At 43.6% G+C, this 17683-nt stretch carries 19 protein-coding genes; 8 read left to right on the top strand and 11 right to left on the bottom strand.

The window, feature by feature from the left end; all coding sequences use genetic code 11:
- Positions 1-23: 23 nt before the first annotated feature.
- Both GZN30_RS18000 and glpD read left to right on the top strand, forming a co-directional pair.
- Positions 24-245: a hypothetical protein gene (locus tag GZN30_RS18000; protein ID WP_075652581.1), complete on the top strand. Its 222-nt coding sequence runs from the start codon at positions 24-26 to the stop codon at positions 243-245.
- Positions 246-339: 94 nt separating this feature from the next.
- Complete coding sequence (glpD, locus tag GZN30_RS17995) at positions 340-1827, top strand: glycerol-3-phosphate dehydrogenase (protein WP_075652580.1); 1488 nt, start codon at positions 340-342, stop codon at positions 1825-1827.
- A gap of 108 nt (positions 1828-1935) precedes the next feature.
- Here glpD and luxQ read toward each other — a convergent pair whose 3' ends face one another.
- The 5 genes from luxQ to GZN30_RS17970 form a co-directional block, all read right to left on the bottom strand.
- Positions 1936-4482: a quorum-sensing autoinducer 2 sensor kinase/phosphatase LuxQ gene (luxQ, locus tag GZN30_RS17990; protein ID WP_075652579.1), complete on the bottom strand. Its 2547-nt coding sequence runs from the start codon at positions 4480-4482 to the stop codon at positions 1936-1938.
- The gene (locus tag GZN30_RS17985) at positions 4482-5588 is read right to left on the bottom strand and encodes an autoinducer 2-binding periplasmic protein LuxP (protein WP_075652578.1); all 1107 of its coding nucleotides are present in this window, start codon (positions 5586-5588) and stop codon (positions 4482-4484) included. Before GZN30_RS17985 ends, luxQ begins: the two co-directional genes overlap by 1 nt.
- Before the next feature lie 79 nt (positions 5589-5667).
- Positions 5668-5988 (bottom strand): GIY-YIG nuclease family protein, encoded by a 321-nt coding sequence (locus GZN30_RS17980; protein WP_075652577.1) that lies wholly within the window; start codon positions 5986-5988, stop codon positions 5668-5670.
- On the bottom strand, positions 5975-6631 hold the full coding sequence (locus tag GZN30_RS17975) for a YceH family protein (RefSeq protein ID WP_075652576.1): 657 nt from the start codon (positions 6629-6631) through the stop codon (positions 5975-5977). The genes GZN30_RS17980 and GZN30_RS17975 overlap by 14 nt, the downstream gene beginning before the upstream one ends.
- Before the next feature lie 28 nt (positions 6632-6659).
- A complete protein-coding gene (locus tag GZN30_RS17970) occupies positions 6660-6854 on the bottom strand; it encodes a hypothetical protein (protein ID WP_075652575.1) in 195 nt (64 codons plus the stop codon).
- 188 nt (positions 6855-7042) lie between these two features.
- Here GZN30_RS17970 and GZN30_RS17965 point away from each other — a divergent pair, with 188 nt between their 5' ends.
- The 4 genes from GZN30_RS17965 to elbB all read left to right on the top strand — a co-directional run bounded on the left by GZN30_RS17965 (position 7043) and on the right by elbB (position 8967).
- Entirely contained in the window at positions 7043-7363 is a 321-nt protein-coding gene (locus GZN30_RS17965; protein WP_075652574.1) for a DUF496 family protein, read from the top strand.
- A gap of 272 nt (positions 7364-7635) precedes the next feature.
- The gene (locus GZN30_RS17960; protein WP_075652573.1) at positions 7636-7887 is read left to right on the top strand and encodes a YgjV family protein; all 252 of its coding nucleotides are present in this window, start codon (positions 7636-7638) and stop codon (positions 7885-7887) included.
- 155 nt (positions 7888-8042) lie between these two features.
- Positions 8043-8219, top strand: coding sequence for a hypothetical protein (locus GZN30_RS21335; protein WP_167521321.1), 177 nt, complete (start codon positions 8043-8045; stop codon positions 8217-8219).
- Between the two features lie 97 nt (positions 8220-8316).
- On the top strand, positions 8317-8967 hold the full coding sequence (elbB, locus tag GZN30_RS17955; protein WP_075652572.1) for an isoprenoid biosynthesis glyoxalase ElbB: 651 nt from the start codon (positions 8317-8319) through the stop codon (positions 8965-8967).
- A gap of 106 nt (positions 8968-9073) precedes the next feature.
- Here elbB and glpK read toward each other — a convergent pair whose 3' ends face one another.
- Positions 9074-10576: a glycerol kinase GlpK gene (gene glpK, locus GZN30_RS17950; protein ID WP_075652649.1), complete on the bottom strand. Its 1503-nt coding sequence runs from the start codon at positions 10574-10576 to the stop codon at positions 9074-9076.
- A 182-nt stretch (positions 10577-10758) separates the two neighbouring features.
- On the bottom strand, positions 10759-11382 hold the full coding sequence (locus GZN30_RS17945) for an OmpA family protein (protein ID WP_075652648.1): 624 nt from the start codon (positions 11380-11382) through the stop codon (positions 10759-10761).
- A gap of 228 nt (positions 11383-11610) precedes the next feature.
- On the opposite strand from GZN30_RS17945, the gene GZN30_RS17940 reads away from it, so the two are divergent.
- The gene (locus GZN30_RS17940; protein WP_075652571.1) at positions 11611-12228 is read left to right on the top strand and encodes a thiol:disulfide interchange protein DsbA/DsbL; all 618 of its coding nucleotides are present in this window, start codon (positions 11611-11613) and stop codon (positions 12226-12228) included.
- Between the two features lie 17 nt (positions 12229-12245).
- Positions 12246-12719 (top strand): FKBP-type peptidyl-prolyl cis-trans isomerase, encoded by a 474-nt coding sequence (locus tag GZN30_RS17935; protein ID WP_075652570.1) that lies wholly within the window; start codon positions 12246-12248, stop codon positions 12717-12719.
- 69 nt (positions 12720-12788) lie between these two features.
- Here GZN30_RS17935 and GZN30_RS17930 read toward each other — a convergent pair whose 3' ends face one another.
- From GZN30_RS17930 to nrdD, 4 genes are all read right to left on the bottom strand, one after another.
- Positions 12789-13442 (bottom strand): putative ATP-dependent zinc protease, encoded by a 654-nt coding sequence (locus GZN30_RS17930; RefSeq protein ID WP_075652569.1) that lies wholly within the window; start codon positions 13440-13442, stop codon positions 12789-12791.
- 58 nt (positions 13443-13500) lie between these two features.
- A complete protein-coding gene (locus tag GZN30_RS17925; RefSeq protein ID WP_075652568.1) occupies positions 13501-14682 on the bottom strand; it encodes an amino acid aminotransferase in 1182 nt (393 codons plus the stop codon).
- 273 nt (positions 14683-14955) lie between these two features.
- A complete protein-coding gene (gene nrdG, locus GZN30_RS17920) occupies positions 14956-15423 on the bottom strand; it encodes an anaerobic ribonucleoside-triphosphate reductase-activating protein (protein ID WP_075652567.1) in 468 nt (155 codons plus the stop codon).
- Between the two features lie 69 nt (positions 15424-15492).
- Positions 15493-17613: an anaerobic ribonucleoside-triphosphate reductase gene (gene nrdD, locus GZN30_RS17915; RefSeq protein ID WP_075652566.1), complete on the bottom strand. Its 2121-nt coding sequence runs from the start codon at positions 17611-17613 to the stop codon at positions 15493-15495.
- Between the last annotated feature and the right edge of the window lie 70 nt (positions 17614-17683).

The following is a 17683-nucleotide window of genomic DNA, read 5'->3' as shown; positions in this document are numbered from 1 at the left end:
TTGGTCTGGAAATCGGAGGATTTATGAACCGCAACAGCACAGTAAACTATTCTGTTAACTATCAACCTCAAGATGCGGGACAACAACCAACCGTCTCACGCTTAGATATGTTGAAAGCGCAACTTCATAAACTGACGCCTCATCAACTGGCTGAACTAAGAGGCGCAATTGATGCCAAGTTAGATTATCAGCCCAAGGCGGTGATCAGTGATGAAGAGCATGCCTTTTTGCGTAACTTGTTCTGATCTCACTTTTGCAAGGTTAAACCTAACCTTCGAAATGTCAGCTATACTCTTGATAAATCGCACTATTGCAGTTTGATTTACCACGAGGACGAGTATGGTCAATCATGACGAGTTTCCTACTATCTCCGCGCCACTCGACGTTATCGTCATCGGTGGTGGTATCAATGGCGCAGGAATCGCCAGTGAAGCCGCGAGTCGAGGTTTAACAGTTGGGCTCTATGAAGCCAAAGATTTTGCTGTTGCCACTTCTTCTGCAAGTTCCAAACTCATTCACGGTGGACTTAGGTATTTAGAGCAATTTAAATTCCGTTTAGTCAGAGAAGCACTAGCGGAACGTGAAATACTACTCAATAAAGCATCACATATCATAAAACCGATGCGCTTCCGTTTACCGCACCATTCTGCCCTACGTCCAAAATGGTTGATTAAAACCGGCTTGTTTCTCTATGACCACCTCGCAAGACGAAGCATTTTAAAACCAAGTAAAACTATACAACTCAACAGAGAGCATGGCTTACAGCCCTCACTCTCTACCGCATTTGAATATTCTGATTGTTGGGTCGACGATTCACGACTCGTGATAGCGAACGTCAAGCAAGCCCATCAATACGGTGCAGAAGTGAGGAATTATTGTGAAGTGCTCAGTGTTCGTCGCGATGGCGATTTATGGCACGTTGAGTTGTACGACTCTCGGTTAAAAAGTAAGGCGATTCGTCACTGCCGCGCAGTGGTCAATGCAACTGGTCCTTGGGCAGCGCAATTTCTAGAACAGCGAAGTGAAGACAACAGCCCTTATCAGATGCAGCTAGTTAAAGGCTCCCATTTAATTGTGGACAAACTCTACGCTGGTGAAGAAGCCTATATTTTACAAAGCCCAGATAAACGTGTTGTCTTCGTCATCCCTTACTTAGATAAATACACTATGATCGGCACTACGGATATCCCATTTAGTGGTGACCCGTATCAAGTCACGACATCCGATCAAGAAATTGAATACTTACTTGATGTCTGCAACCAGAATTTTTCTATCCAGCTCTCACCGCCAGACGTTATCAGTAGTTTTTCCGGTGTGAGACCACTATTTGGTGACTCTGGTGTTGATGCGCAAAATCAGAGCCGGGATTATCAGTTGGTGTCTAGCATTGAAACTAATCTGCCGCTACTTACTGTCTACGGAGGTAAGCTTACCACTTACCGCAAACTAGCACAGAAAGCGGTTGATCAACTTAAACCATTCTTTACCAGGCTTAGTCCCAGTAATAGCGAACACACGGTATTTAATGAGGCGGATGGTCTTGATTGCAACCTGCTGCAACGCCAAGTTGCCACTCAATTCCCATCGCTTGCAACAGAGACAATTACACGCTTGATAGATCTCTACGGTGTTGAGGTCTGGCAGGTACTGAACGCAATCAACGATAATGAAGCACCGCTCATCGCTGATGTCTATCAGGGTGAAATCGACTATCTCGTGCAAAATGAATGGGCGCTTTGCGTGGAAGATATTTTTTATCGCAGAACCAAGCTTTGTTATCAAACCACCGCTGCCGAGCGAGAGGTAATTGCAAAATACTTGGCTTAAATGAACAAAATTCAAGTCACACAATGGATTGGTTGGTCTACGTATACATTTGCGTAAACCAACCAAGAACCATTGCCAACCTATAGTCAATTAAGTTAGTACACCTAATTACAGGTAATGAACACGAAAGTGCTGAAATGCTTGGTTTAAAGTGATTTCTTTGAGCGGTTTTACAATCACGAAATCAGCACCTGCATCAATAAAAGACTGTTTGGTGTCAGCCATACCATCGGCAGTACATGCATAAATTGGAATATCGAGCATCAGTTCATCACGTATGATTTTCGTTGTTTCGATACCGCCAAGATTGGGTAACTGGTTATCCATTAATACCAAATCAAATTGGTGATGATGCTTAAGGTGATCGATCGCATTATAACCGTCTTGCACCCAGGTAACTTTCATCCCATATTTTTCACAAAACGCCTTAGCAATAAATGCGTTAGTTTGGTTGTCTTCAACAAGTAGTACCTCAATATTACGATCGAACATCGTGGCGGGCTCAACCATTTGTAACTGGTTTTGCATCAGTTCGCTATCAATCAAACCATCTATCATCAGTCTAACGATAAACCTTGTGCCGATACCCAGTTCACTATCAACCTCTATTGAGCCATCAAAAAGCTCCACTAAACTATAAACAATCGCTAAACCTAAGCCACTGCCGCCGTATTCGCGTGCGGTGGTACTGTCAGCTTGGACAAAAGGTTCAAAAATATGCTGAATCCGACTGCGATCGATACCAATGCCAGTATCTTCAATCGTAATGGTTAGCTCGTAATTGATCTGTTTCTGCTCAAGATTTAAATCGATAGCGATTTGCCCATGATGAGTAAACTTAGTTGCGTTGCTCACCAAATTAAACAAAATCTGATTTAGACGTACTTTGTCACTAAATACCGTCTGGTTGTCGGCAATATTGCTGCTAACAATTAACTGCACGCCCTTTTCATTACACAGTGGGCGGTAGATCTTCTCAACCGTCGTCACCAGTTCTTTTATATGGAACTCAGCATGCTGGATATGGAACATCCCTTGCTCAATTTTAGAAAAATCGAGGATGTCATTAAGTACCGCCAGCAGATGCTCACCACTATTAATCAGCACATCAATATGTTCAATTTCACGTTTACTCGTGAGATGTTCACGTAAAAGTTGCGACATGCCGATGATACCATTAAGCGGCGTGCGAAGCTCATGGCTCATTTTGGCTAAGAAATCGGCACGCGCACTAGCAAGCTGCTCGGCTTCCTGGCGGGCGGTCTGGCTTTGTTTTTCTGCTTCAATAAAGCTAGTGACATCCTGACCTTGTGCAATGATGTTTCGCGTCTTGTTATCAAGGATGATCGGTGAAAAGTTCCAGCGATAGGTTTTGCTGCCTATTGCCATATTAACGCCGGTAAGTGATACGCCCTGCGCACTCATTAAAACTTGTGGCAACAATGACTCACACATCGACTGGTAGAGATCTGTGCCGTTTTCTTTGCAATGAAAACTGCGTTCTGCCGCGGGGTTCATTCTTAACAAATTACCCTGCGTATCCCATAAGATGATCGGCGAAAGTGCAAAGTTAAATAAGTCAGCAAATTGCTTTTCTTGTTCACGCAGTCGCTTAAACGAACGATGAAAGGATTGCCCTATTTTGTTGAACTCAGAAATCGTCGAACCGGCAAATTTATCTACTTGTTCAGATTCTGTGCTTTGCTCAGTGTAACGCATCAAGTTTTTTAACTCGTTGGATATACGTCGACCTAACCAATAACGGCTGTACAAGGTGATGACGACTACCACGAAGGCAATCGCTCCCATCCACAAATAGTGACCACGCATCAGTAACACGACATGGGAGTTATTCTGAATGGTATAAACAGATAAGTACGTCGCGACACCATTAATGGTGAGATCCACTTTTGAGATCATAAATTCATTTGAATTCAAATTCGGCGAATACTGTTTAAACCACTCAACGTTATGGTCATCACTCTTGATACTCGAGGCGATAACTTCACTGCCTACCGCCAACGCTAATTCATCGACGTTACTGCCATCAAGCAACGCCTTGACGAGCGAGAAGTTATTGTTAAGTACTACCCCAACAAAAAAGTCGCCAACGACCTCACCAGTATCAAGCGCAATCATCGAAGTGCGGCGAACCATAAGGTAACGTGTCCCCATCGATGACGGAGCTTGAGATATATACCAATGATTACCTGTCACCAGATGTTTGCTTAACTCAAAAAGTTGCGAATCATCGATCCCATAAAATCGATGATTTTCATTGTTCCAGAATATTTCACCATCTTTGGCAATGAAACGGAAATCCGGTGAAATATCCGGATCATTTTGATCAATACTGTCAAAGAATAAATTAATGTTATCGCAATTTTCTACACGCAGTTCTTTAATCAACGACTGACTGCGGCTGTAACTGTCTTGTTGAATCTCAATAGACTGGAGACGAAAGTTAAATATTTCTTGAACAAGGCTCGCCGTTTGTTGTTTAGAACGTGCGACCTCTTGAGCAACCACTTGACGGTTAACTTGAAAGTTTTGCAGCAAAACCAACAACGTAATTGCACAAATCGTAACGAACAACGAACGCGTGAGTATGGTTGCGAAGCGGTAATTGGTCCCGCGTTTATTCCACAAATTCATTAACGATCCGAGTATCTAAATGCGCGCTGTTTCAAACGCTCAATTTTTTCTTGACCGTCTTCCGTTGTCACAACTTCAAAATCGCCCGAATAGACAATAGGTACAGATTTGCCTTCTAAATCCCACTTAATGGCTTCTGCCATTGCAATACCCGTATCATCGTTCATACGCATAACCGTGACATCAATTTCACCGCGTTCGATCGCCTCTAGCTCAGCTGTACCACCGCCCCAACCGTTGATCAGAATATCAGTGCGATTGAGTTCCTTGAGCGCTTTAACCGCACCAAGAGCCACATCTGTTGAGCAAGCGTAGATAAAGTCGATGTCCGGGTCTTTTTTTACCGCATTGAGCGCTGCTTTATAGCCTGACTCGCGATCCGCTTTGGTGTAGAAAGAAGAGACTAACTGATAGTTATCATGATGCGTCATATCTTCGATAAAAGTATCACCGCGGGCATCACTAACATATCCTTCAGAGAAATAGAGGACCGAATACTTACCCCCTACCGCAGTATTCTGTTTGTAAAACCCTTCCAGTGCTTGGGTGCCCATCACATGATCGAAACCAACATACATAAACGGCTGCTGCTCAGACCATGCTTTGACTGGTGTCGTAATATTTTGCAGGATCAGCTTAGTGTCGGTTGAACTAAGTACATGCTCGATGAATTTACGGTGTCGTGTGGTATCTAAGGTAAAAATTAGATAATTGGTGTTATTTTGCACCGCTTCAAGTAACGATAAGCTTTGCTGCCTTGCATCAAGACTTGGGCGAGTAAAGACCTGATTCAACTCATATTCAATATCAAGCTCATCCAAGCGCGCTTCAAAGGCTTTGATATTGCGCACCCAGTAATCGGAAATCTGCTGCCCTGGATAAACCACAGAGATCAAAATCGGCTTCGATTGCTTGATTTTGAGAGGCACTGGCGTATTTCTTACTGCTCGTACCAACTGCTCAGTGAGGACTTTTTGTTTAGGGTTAGCCTGAAGATACTCTTCATATTGCCAGTAACCATTTAAAACTTGGGGAGTTTGTGCAGAAGCTATCGCCGAAAAGGTAGTGGTAAAGGCAATAAGCGAAGCCAACGCTGTTTTGAGCATATTAAATCTCTATATTATTGTTCTATTTGTGTATTGTTTCGTTTGTATATTGCTATCGTTTAAGAGTAATACACTTTCATCACAAACTGTATATTTCCGCATATAAATCATCATGTATAACGTCATTTAGGCTAACGTTACCTCTGATTAACGCTTCTTTCGTTGATTTAGTTTGTTGTTTTAGGTGATATTCTACTTTTGACGCGAGGCTACGACTGTGATTAAGGCTACAATGCCATTCAAGGATGAGAGGACCTTTGCCTTTAAGTGCTTTGGCACCTTTACCCGTTGCGTGCTGCTCAAATCGTCTGGCAACGTCGGTAGTAATACCACAATAAAGTGAATTAGAGCGCGTACGTACAAAGTACACGCTCCAAATAGAGGGGTTAGATTCGCTCATTAAGTTGTTCGATTAGTGCTCTTAATTCTTGTACTTCTTCCTTAAGTGCGATTAACTCTTCTTCCAATTGCTCTACTTTGCTTGAACTATGTACCGAACTTGCTGCTGCCGTTTGGTAACTTTCTAGATCAACCTCACCACTGAACAGGTGCTGGTAGCGCGACTCACGTTTGCCAGCTTCGCGAGGAAGTTTAACTACTAGCGTCCCTGAACTATGATTGCTCATCGTCTCTAACACTGCCTCTACCTCTTTAACGTCAGTAAACTCAGCAAGACGGTTAGTGCGTGTGCGCAGCTCTCCTGGCGTTTGAGCACCACGTAATAGCAAGCAACATACGATTGCCTTTTCTTGCGCTGTCAGTTTTAGGTCGCCAAACTCAGTATTGCAAAAACGGTGCTGAAACTTACTCGCACGACTATTGAAACTGCTCTCATCACTCACCAGTCTACGAGCAATCAAACTATCCACGGCTTCTTGTACTTCACTATCAGAAAGATTCATCACCGGCTCACGGTTACTTTTCTGATTACAAGCCGAGGTCAAACTATTGAGTGTTAGCGGGTAGTAATCTGGTGTGGTCACTTCTTTTTCAATCAAACAACCGATTACGCGCGCTTCAATTGGAGTTAGCTCAATGTTCATAGGGACTTCCTTATGTAATTATATTTTGTTAATGCTCGGCTAAAATTGGAATGCGTCTCATATTGCCATTTTCATCAACCATGACAATTTTAGCTCGATTCAACTCAACTTCAGTAATTTCTTGCTGAGAACGTTCGAACTTATAAGCCTTGACCAGTTTACGGCACTTCGACTGTACCTTGGTTTTTTCTTGTTTGGGGATGACAATAGCTGAATTACGCATTACTAAGTCTTGAATTAACTAATGATTTAGCAAAATCATATATCGTTCTATTCGTCTGCTCAATCACTTGCGCGACGATTTGAACAGAAAAGCGCCAACTGGCGTAATGATTGATCTTAGTACTGTTATCGCTAGCTTTGTTATGATTTAATCATTGTCAGTTTATGTTAAGACTAGGAAAGGAACCTATGAGTGGTGTATTTGAAATCGTATCTCAAGCTCGTCGCAAAAATAAGCTAAAGCGTGAGCTGCTAGATAACGAGAAGAAAGTTCGTGATAACCGCAAACGTGTGGATCTACTAGAGAACCTGATTGACTATATCAAGCCAGACATGACACACGATGAAATCGTAGGCATCATTAAAAACATGAAAGCTGACTACGAAGACCGTGTAGATGACCACATCATCAAAAGCGCTGAGATTTCTAAAGAGCGTCGTGACATCAGCCGTCGTATCCGCGAACTGACTGAAGAAGACAAGCAAGTTCAAAAAGGCGCTAAAAAATAATTAGCCCTTTAAGTAGATTTCCTAAGCTCACGCTCCAGTCGTGAGCTTTTTTATTTCACAACCTCTCAGCAAAATCATCACAATTTTAACCAAAACGTTTGCGTAATCGCTAACCTTCAATCTTCATAAAATTGGGGGTTTAATCACAGAATTTCCCCTGCTATATTTTTAAGTAGATAAACAAGACCTTTCGAGGCAAGGAAAATCCTCACGAATCTCAAGATGAGAAGATGGTCATCGGTTAACACCGATATAATTTAGAGGGTCACTTAATGGATATGAATATGGTTGAAATCTTAGGTTACGCAGCATCAATTATGGTTGCGATCTCTTTAACGATGAAAGACATTGTTAAACTGCGAGTACTAAACTTTATCGGCTGTGCGCTATTTACTGCTTACGGTTTGATGATTGACTCATGGCCTGTGGTTTTGACTAACGGATTCATCGCCTGCGTAAACGTATACTTCCTAGTAAAAATGCAGCAAGAAAAAAAAACCGCTAAATTAAGCTCAGCAGCCTAAATTTCAAACCCCAGCCACGCTGGGGTTTTGCTTTTTGTGAATCCGGAACCTACCAACCACTCATAACTTTCAGAAAAATAAGATTTTAACCATTTCCTATTGCTATCCTGACGTTACCATTTTGCTAACCAATCTTTTCAATTGAGGTGCAATCAATGAAGCGTTTTTTCCCTTCCACCATTATGCTCACTCCGTTCTTAGTTAAACCTTATCCTGAGCAAGAAGAATATGCCGTCAAATCAGACCCTATCTCTTCGCCATCAAATTCAAATTCAGAGCGCAACCACAACAACCAAGATCACGACTCTGATCGTTTTAAACAACAAGATTAAGTGCTTTACTAACATCAAACTAAAGGCTGAGTTGATACAACACATATCGCGTTGAATTTAACCGCGCCTTAGCGATTTTGACTAGGAGATCAAACGGATGAAAAAAGTAGCAGTCATATTAAGTGGATGCGGTGTATTCGATGGTGCCGAGATTCATGAATCGGTGCTTTGCTTACTTGCTATCGAGCAAAATGACGCCTCTTGGCATTGCTTTGCACCCAATGTAAACCAACATCATGTTCTGAATCACATCACTGGCGAAGAAATGAATGAAAGCCGCAACGTACTGGTAGAGTCAGCACGAATTGCGCGAGGCAATATACAAGATGTGACAAACTTAAATGCCGAAGAATATGATGCCCTACTTCTTCCAGGCGGATTCGGGGTAGCGAAAAACCTCTCTGAATTCGCATTTAAAGGCGCAGATGCCACGATCAACCCCGCCGTTGCGCAAGCTTGTAAACAGTTCGCTGAATTAGGTAAACCCGCCGGATACGTATGTATCGCTCCTGCCCTGATCCCACTGATTTACACCAGTGGCGTACAAGGCACTATTGGTAATGACGTTGATACTGCGTCAGCCTTTACGGTGGCGGGTGGTGAGCATGTCACTTGTAATGTTGATGAAGTGGTCTTCGATCAAAAGCACAACGTATTGTCTACGCCAGCCTATATGCTCGCTCAATCGGTGAGTGAGGCGGCGAGCGGCATAAACAAACTGGTAAAACAGTTAATTAGCTTAGCGTAAACGAACACCAGCGCGATATCGCTGAAAACCAACTTACCGATAGAAATAAGCGCCTTCGCTGTCTTCCCCAGCGAGGCGCTTTATTAAACACAAATTAGTGACACTGTCACTCATTATCCATGTCAGCCCAAACTTGAGCACACCTTACTGCGCGCTTCCAACCTTTATAGCGTTGTGTTTGTTTTTCGATATCGTTGCTCGGTACAAAGCAATCATCTGCCATTGTTTGGCTCCGAATCGCTTCAAGACTTGACCAAAATCCGATGCCTAATCCCGCTAAATACGCTGCCCCCATCGCAGTGGTTTCTCTTGCTTGCGGTCGGTGAACTTCTGTTTGCAGCACATCCGCTTGAAACTGCATTAAAAAATTGTTCGCTACTGCGCCACCATCCACTTTCAAGCCTGCGAGTGAAACTTTCGCGTCTGCCAGCATTGCATCTAACACGTCTTTCGATTGATAAGCGATACTCTCTAAGGTTGCACGCACAATATGTTTGGCGTTTACACCACGAGTTAAGCCTACAATCGTGCCTCTAGCATGGGCATCCCAATAAGGCGCACCAAGACCAGTGAATGCAGGCACAACATAAACACCATTCGACGACTCGACTTGGGTTGCCAACTGCTCTGACTGCTGCGCATCACTGATCAGTTCAAGTTCATCACGCAACCACTGAATGGATGCGCCGCCCATAAATACTGAGCCTTCTAAAGCGTAAACCGGCTCACCAACCTGATTACATGCCAAGGTTGTTAATAAGCCATGAGTTGACGTTACTTTATTTTCGCCAGTGTTCATTAACAAAAAGCAGCCGGTACCATAGGTGTTTTTGGCTTGCCCTTCACTGATACATTTTTGCCCAAACAATGCCGCTTGTTGATCGCCAGCAACGCCAGTAATTGGTACAACTGCACCGCCTATATGGGCGTTGCCGTAAAAAGTGGAAGACAGTTTTACTTCAGGCATCATCGAAACAGGGATATCAAACAGCTCAAGCAATTCTTCATCCCACTGCTTGGTATTGATATTAAATAGCATAGTGCGTGACGCATTGGTGTAGTCCGTGGCATGGACTGCACCTTTGGTCATCTTCCACATTAACCAAGTGTCGATAGTGCCGAACAGTAAATTACCCTTTTCTGCTTGCTGACGGGCATTTGGCACGTTGTCCAAAATCCATTGGATCTTTGAAGCAGAAAAGTATGGGTCGAGCACTAAGCCGGTTTTTTCTCTGATGACTGGCTCATGCCCTTCTGCGGTCAGGCGGTCACACACTTCAGTGGTGCGGCGACACTGCCAAACAATCGCATTGTAAACGGGCTTACCTGTGTGTTTATTCCAAACCACCGTCGTCTCGCGCTGATTGGTGATCCCAATAGCGGCGATCTGCTCACTGCTAATCTCGGCTTTGGCTATTGCCTCTGACAAAGTTGCACTTTGGGTGGCGTAAATTTCCAGAGGATCATGCTCGACCCACCCCGCCTTAGGGTATATCTGGGCAAATTCCCTTTGTGACGAACTGATAATGGTCGCGCTCTGATCAAATACTATCGCGCGTGAACTAGTGGTGCCTTGGTCAAGGGCTACGATGTACGTCTTCTGTTCCAACGACATGTTCCTATTTGTTTCTGAATAATTGCTCACAACCCTACATTGTTCACCAAACTTAACTGAGTGAGTGTGGCGTTGCAGGTTGTCACTGTTGTAGTAAGTATAAACATATAAAAAAACGAGAATAGTGATTTGGTCACTATTCTCGTTCTGCATCAAATGAGTGGTTAATAATGGAGCTAATAATCGGTCGAGAGAATAAAACGCAGTTCTGCTCTGCGGTTACACGCTTTGCCACTGGCTGTAGCATTGCTGCAAGCCGGGGCTGACTCCCCATAGCCTCGGGTAAAAATCATCTGCTTATTGACGTGATTTCTCACTAATTGCTGTTTCACTGCTTCAGCACGTTTAACGGATAACGAGTCGTTAAACTGCATCGCACCAGTGCTATCCGCATGACCATCAATCACAATATCAATACCCGGTTGCGAGGCGATATAACGACCGATCGTTTGCAACCAATAAGAGGATTGATTCGAAATTTGCGATGAGCCAGTTTGAAACTTAATGGTGTCCGTCAGCCTAATCATCTTGTAGCCACCAGGCAGTACTTCGTAGTCTAGGTTATGCTTGGCGAGAAAACTCTCTAAAGAGTGAGGTTGGTACGCATTTTTTTCACCATAGGGACCTTGAACACCCGAACGCGCCACTATCGTCGCGTCGCCCCATTCTGGATGCAATAATTCTGACTCGTCTTGCGGTGCGATTAGCAACATATCGCGAGTAAGCATATCTGTCGGTACCGTGCCGCATCCACTTAACGCGAGCACTGCTGTTGTTAAACCTATGGCTAAAAATCTCATTGCCTCACCATTCATTGATCCGATTACCTAATTTATATCGTTCAGTTGACGCAAAGCTTTAGCTTTACACGTCGATTTTGATTCAAACGCTCAAATTTTTACCAATCTCGATAGAAGTTGTTAAAATTTACTAATCAAGCTGAGATAACCGTTTGTTTCAAGCACTGTTAACGGTAAACTCTGCTTCACTTTTGACTCGCTAACATGCGTTCCTAAAGAGATAAATTTATGAAAAAAATGATCGCTCTATTTCTTGTCGCTATTTCTACGCTTATGGTGGGTTGCTCAGAAAGCTCTACCCCTGTAGAAGGTAAGCAATACCGAACTCTATCAAACAACCTAGCAACATACCGTTTACCACAAGTGACAGAAGTGTTCTCACTCAACTGTGGTCACTGTAAACAAATGGAGTCTCAGCTTCCTAAACTAGAAAAGCTTATCGACCAAAGTGTGGGCAAGGTTCATGTAACTTTCAACGAGAGCGCACAAATTGGTGCCATGATTTACTACAGTGCAGAGATGCAACTGGGTAAAAAGCCAGATCATGAGATGATGCTTGACCTGTTTAACGCAGCACAAATGGGCGATGGTGCAACATTAGCTGAGAAAAAAGGTCAAATTGACAACGCGTTTAAAAGCCGTGGCTTAGTTTCTCCATACGACATTACTGAAGAACAACAAAACCAGTTGTTCCAAGCAATGCAAATTGCTGATGAAATCATCACAAAAGGCGAAATCAATGGTGTTCCAACGTTTATCGTCAACGGTAAATATGAAATTATTACTGCTGGGCACGAAACCATTGAAGAAATCGCGAACACGATTAACTACCTGATTAAAAAGTAACTTATTGGAAAGGATTCATGACTAAAATTATTATCCCGATTGTTGTTGTCATTCTCGCTGGCTTTATGATCTACCGTACTTGGACTAACCATAAAACGGCAGACGTGAACTTCCAACAAGGGCAGGCATTCCTTGCTGAAAATGGACAAAAAGAGGGAGTGGTAACCACTGAAAGTGGTCTGCAATACCTAGTACTTGAAAAAGGCGAAGGTACAGTTCATCCGACGAAGAGCAACAAGGTAAAAGTACATTACCACGGTACTTTGATCGACGGCACTGTATTTGATAGCTCGGTCGACCGTGGTGAGCCAATCACTTTTGGTCTTGGTCAAGTGATCGCTGGCTGGCAGGAAGGTCTAACATACATGACCGTAGGTGATAAATTCCGCCTATTCATTCCAAGCAACCTAGCTTATGGCAAAAGCGGCACGGGTCCTATCCCACCAGCTGCGACACTAATTTTTGACGTTGAGTTGCTCGACGTTCAATAATCACCGTTAAGAAAAAACCGCTCAATTTCAATTGAGCGGTTTTTTTATTACCTAAAACTGATTCTGCTATCAATCGTGTTTCTTTTGCACGTACTTTCGGCTGACATCAACCACAGCCACATCTCTAAAGAAACTTCGTCCTAGCAATACTGGGAACGACAAATGGGTTCGGTCTGCAAGGGTAAACTCGGTTTTCTCTTTAAGGTCACCAATTTGGATCCAAGCATGCACCACTGCGCGGCGTTGTGAACCTTCGGCACTAGACTGTTTAATCTTAACCCAACGCTCAACAGGTAAAGAAATCTCTTTACTGCTCACTCCGTCGTGTTCCATTTTAAATTTCACCCAATCTTTTCCGTCGCGTTCAAAAGGCTTAATGTCAACGGCACTAATGGAGGATGTTGTCGCACCAGTATCGATTCGAGCCCTGAACGACTCTTCTAACCCAGGAATATAAACCCACTCTTTCTCCCCTAAAATGAGCTTACCGTCTGTGGTCTTTCTGTCCGGTTCAACAACAGGTGGCAAAGGTTTTTGGTCAGGAGTGACTTCCGGTTCAACTTTTGGTTTCTCGACTGGTTTTTCTGGAGTCTCTACACTTGGTAGCTCAACTGGTGGCTGTTCTGGTTTAACTGGTTGCTCTAGTACGCTAGTTTGACTAGCGCATGCCGCTAGCGTGGTAGACAAGATCACCAAACAAGTGGTTTGCCAGTTCTTTCTCATTCAATCCCCCCGAATTGATAACTGAATTGGATAAAAAAGGCTCTTACGAGCCTTTAATTTATGACACTTTCAAGATTGCATCCGCGACGTAAGGAATATCCTTTTCCGTTAAGCCAGCAATGTTAATTCGACCATCGCCGACACCGTAAATACCGAATTCTTCTCGTAAACGTGCCATCTGGTCTTGACTAAAGCCTAGCACAGTAAACATGCCTTTGTGCGATTGGATAAAATCAAACTCAGAAGTGTTATGTGTTGTTCTAAGCTCTTCACACAGTGAAGCGCGCAATGACACGAGACGATTACGCATGGTATCTAACTCGTTACGCCAGATGGTCGTTAATTCTGCATCCTGCATAATAGTTTTGACCAAGGCTGCACCGTGATCGGGCGGCATCGTGTAGGTTGCACGCGCCATAGTGAGCAACTTGCCTTTTGCGTTTTGGGCATCTTGCGCTGAACGACCTAAAACGATCGCCGCACCCGTGCGTTCGCGGTACAAACCGAAGTTTTTTGAACAAGATGTAGTGATCATCATCTCTTCGACGCGTTCCGCCATGTAACGTAATCCCGCAGCATCTTCTTCAATACCGTCGCCAAAGCCTTGGTATGCCAGGTCAACAAATGGGGTAAAGCCCTTCTCTTGCGCTAATCGAGTCACTTGTTGCCAAGTATCAAAATCAATATCAGCGCCGGTTGGGTTATGGCAGCAACCATGCAGCAAGACGACATCATCTTTGCCTGCTTGAGAGATTTCTTCTAACATGCGTGCTTTGTCGACTTGCTTAGTCACCGGACAAAAATAGCTGTAATGCTTAACCTTTAGCCCCGCCGCTTCCATAACTGGCTGATGGTTAACATAACTGGGGTTTGATAACCAAACCGTTGTGTTAGGTTGAGCCACTTTAATCAGATCGCCTAGCATGCGCAGTGCGCCACTTGCACCCGGCGTTTGAATCGCAGATACACGCTCTAATACTGATGACTGTCCTAATACCAAGTCAATCATCGACTGATTAAACTCTTCACAACCAGCAAGTCCAACATATGACTTGGTTTTTTGTGTTGCCACAACTTTTTGTTGTGCAAGGTCAATCGCCTGCATAATCGGGGTTTCACCCGTACTGCTTTTATACACACCTATACCCAAATCCACTTTTTCTTCGCGCGGATCATTCCTATAAGCGACAGAAAGAGAAAGTATTGGATCTAGTTTTGGTTCAGGTAAATGAGAGAACATGAAAGTCACAACCCTTTGAAATTCATTGTTGATAGTGTTATTCAAATTAACACTAGTTTTCGTAAATATCGACAATTAAACAACTTCTCGATGAAATTTTTCTGTAAGAGCGATTGACTAAACTTATCACTCTATTCATCCCCTTTCATACCACTTATCAAAGCATTAAGCTTGCGACCAACATATTGATCAAATTGAAGGATCAAAAAAGGCAGCCAATGCTGCCTTTAATCAAAGTTTGAAGCTGAGAACTTAAAGCCTATAGCTAAAAACTCATAGCTTAAAGTAATGTATCACCTGATTAGAACTGCCGCGCCATTCGAGGTTCAAATCACGCTTCTCTTGCTCGAACTTACCATCGACCAGCACATCAATAAGATCCACAATCTCTTTTTGCGCTTCACTCAACTCGCCCAGAGTATAGCCAGACCATAGCCAGATATCTTTGTTAGGGCATTCAGCACGTACGCGTTTTACTAAACGCAATACATCAGCCACATTCGAGGGATGAAGCGGATCGCCCCCTGACAGCGATAAACCTTTACGTTTGATGCGCGTATCGTTTAGGTCGGCAATGATTTGATCTTCAAGCTGCTGCGTGAACGGATGACCACTGTCTACGCGCCAAGTTGTCTTGTTATAGCAGCCGCGACACTTATGTTCGCAGCCAGAAACAAACAAAGTCACGCGAGTGCCGGGACCATTTACAACGTCGATTGGGTAGTATTGATGGTAGTTCATAGTTCCAAAACGAAAAAACCAGCCCGCCTTAAAGCAGAGCGAGCTGGTGAATGATACTTACAGGTTCAATTATAGGTGCTTAACGCGACGCTTAACTTCTTCTTGCTTACCGAAGTTAAATGGACGAGCGTCTGGGCTACCTAAGTAACCACATACACGTCGAGTTACTGATACTTTGCTTGAATCGTGGTTGCCGCAGCTTGGGCAAGTAAAGCCTTTGCTCGTACAGTCAAACTCACCGGTGTAACCACACTCATAACACTCATCGATTGGTGTATTGGTGCCGTAGTAAGGTACGCGGGTGTAGCTGTAGTCCCATACGTTTTCCAGAGCTTCAACGTTACGTTGCATGTTCGGGAATTCACCATAACAGATAAAGCCACCGCTTGAGATATGGGGGTATGGCATCTCAAAGTCAATCTTATCGTATGGGTTTACCTTCTTCTCAACATCTAAGTGGAAGCTGTTGGTGTAGTAACCTTTGTCAGTCACGCCTTCAATCACACCAAACTCTTTAGTGTCGATACGGCAGAAACGGCTACATAGGTTTTCACTTGGCGTGCCGTATAGGCTGAAGCCATAACCTGTTTCTTCGGTCCATTGCTCTACGTGTTTCTTCAGGTACTTAACGATATTCAGTGCTTTCTCACGCAGCTCGTCATTGTCGTATACGTGTTCTGAAGTACCGTATAGTGCGTTAACCATCTCATGGATACCAATGTAACCAAGAGAAATAGACGCGCGACCATTTTTAAAGATATCAGCAATTGAGTCGTCTGCTTTTAGACGAACACCACATGCACCTTCCATGTATAGAATTGGCGCAACGCGAGCTTTAACGTTTTCTAGACGAGAGATACGCGTTTCTAGTGCACGGCGTGCCACGACTAGTTTCTCATCTAGGATTTTGAAGAACTCTTCTTCGCTGCCGTTTGCTCGGATTGCGATACGAGGCAGGTTCAAACTTACTACACCAAGGTTATTACGACCTTCATGGATAAGTTCACCGTTTTCTTCATAAGTATTTAGGAAACTACGGCAGCCCATTGGGGTTTTGAATGAACCTGTTACTTCAACCACTTTGTCGTAGTTAAGAATATCTGGGTACATACGCTTAGAAGCACATTCTAGTGCAAGCTTCTTAATGTCGTAGTTCGGATCTTGCTCTTTATGGTTCAAGCCATCTTTAATCGCAAACACAAGTTTTGGGAACACCGCTGTTTTACGGTTCTTACCAAGACCCGCAATACGGTTTTTCAAGATTGACTCTTGAATTAGACGTGATGCCCAACTTGTGCCTAAACCAAAACCAAAGGTCACAAATGGTGTTTGACCATTTGCAGTATGCAGCGTGTTTACTTCATACTCTAAAGATTGGAATGCGTCGTAACACTCTTTCTCTGTGCGAGCGATAGCAAAAGCTTCTGGGTTGTGGATATCCCACTCTTTTGCGATAGAAAGGTGTTTCTCGTAGCTTGCCTGTACATACGGTTCAAGTACTTCATCAATACGGTTGATGGTTGTACCACCGTAGATATGGCTTGCTACTTGCGCAATGATCTGTGCAGTTACTGCTGTTGCTGTCGAAATTGACTTTGGAGTGTCAATTTCAGCATTACCCATTTTAAAGCCGTGTGTCAGCATGCCTTTAAGATCGATAAGCATACAGTTAAACATCGGGAAGAATGGTGCGTAATCTAGGTCGTGGTAGTGTAAGTCACCTTCATCGTGTGCTTGTACTACGTCACGTGGCAGAATGTGAGTTTTCGCATAGTGTTTAGCCACGATACCTGCAAGCAGGTCACGTTGTGTCGGAATTACTTTACCGTCTTTGTTAGCGTTTTCGTTGATTAGGTCAACGTTGCTCTCTTCGATCAGACCTTCGATTTCACGAGTAAGCGCACTTTGCTTCTCACGAGCGATGTCACGATCATGACGGTATTCGATGTATGAGCGTGCTAGTGACTTATATGGTCCTTGCATTAGCTCATTTTCAACTAGGGTTTGGATTTCGTTGATGTGTACTTCATCGTGATCTTTTAGCTGCAGCTCTACTGCCAATGCCACATTTAAGGCATAGATAGCAATCTCGTTGTTCACGTGCTCTGCTGCTGCTTCCACTGCTGCTTGAATACGATCCCTGCTAAACGGAGCTCTTGAGCCGTCACGCTTGATTACGATTGGTTTCACCTTTTCTCCTTACCCCAGCATACTCACAGAGTTATCCACAAACACACTATATAGGGTTGTTATTTTTTTG

The organism is Vibrio ponticus (assembly GCF_009938225.1).
Classification (GTDB): domain Bacteria; phylum Pseudomonadota; class Gammaproteobacteria; order Enterobacterales; family Vibrionaceae; genus Vibrio; species Vibrio ponticus.
The sequence above is the reverse complement of the archived record's forward strand: the minus strand, read 5'-3'. Positions and strand labels throughout refer to the sequence as shown.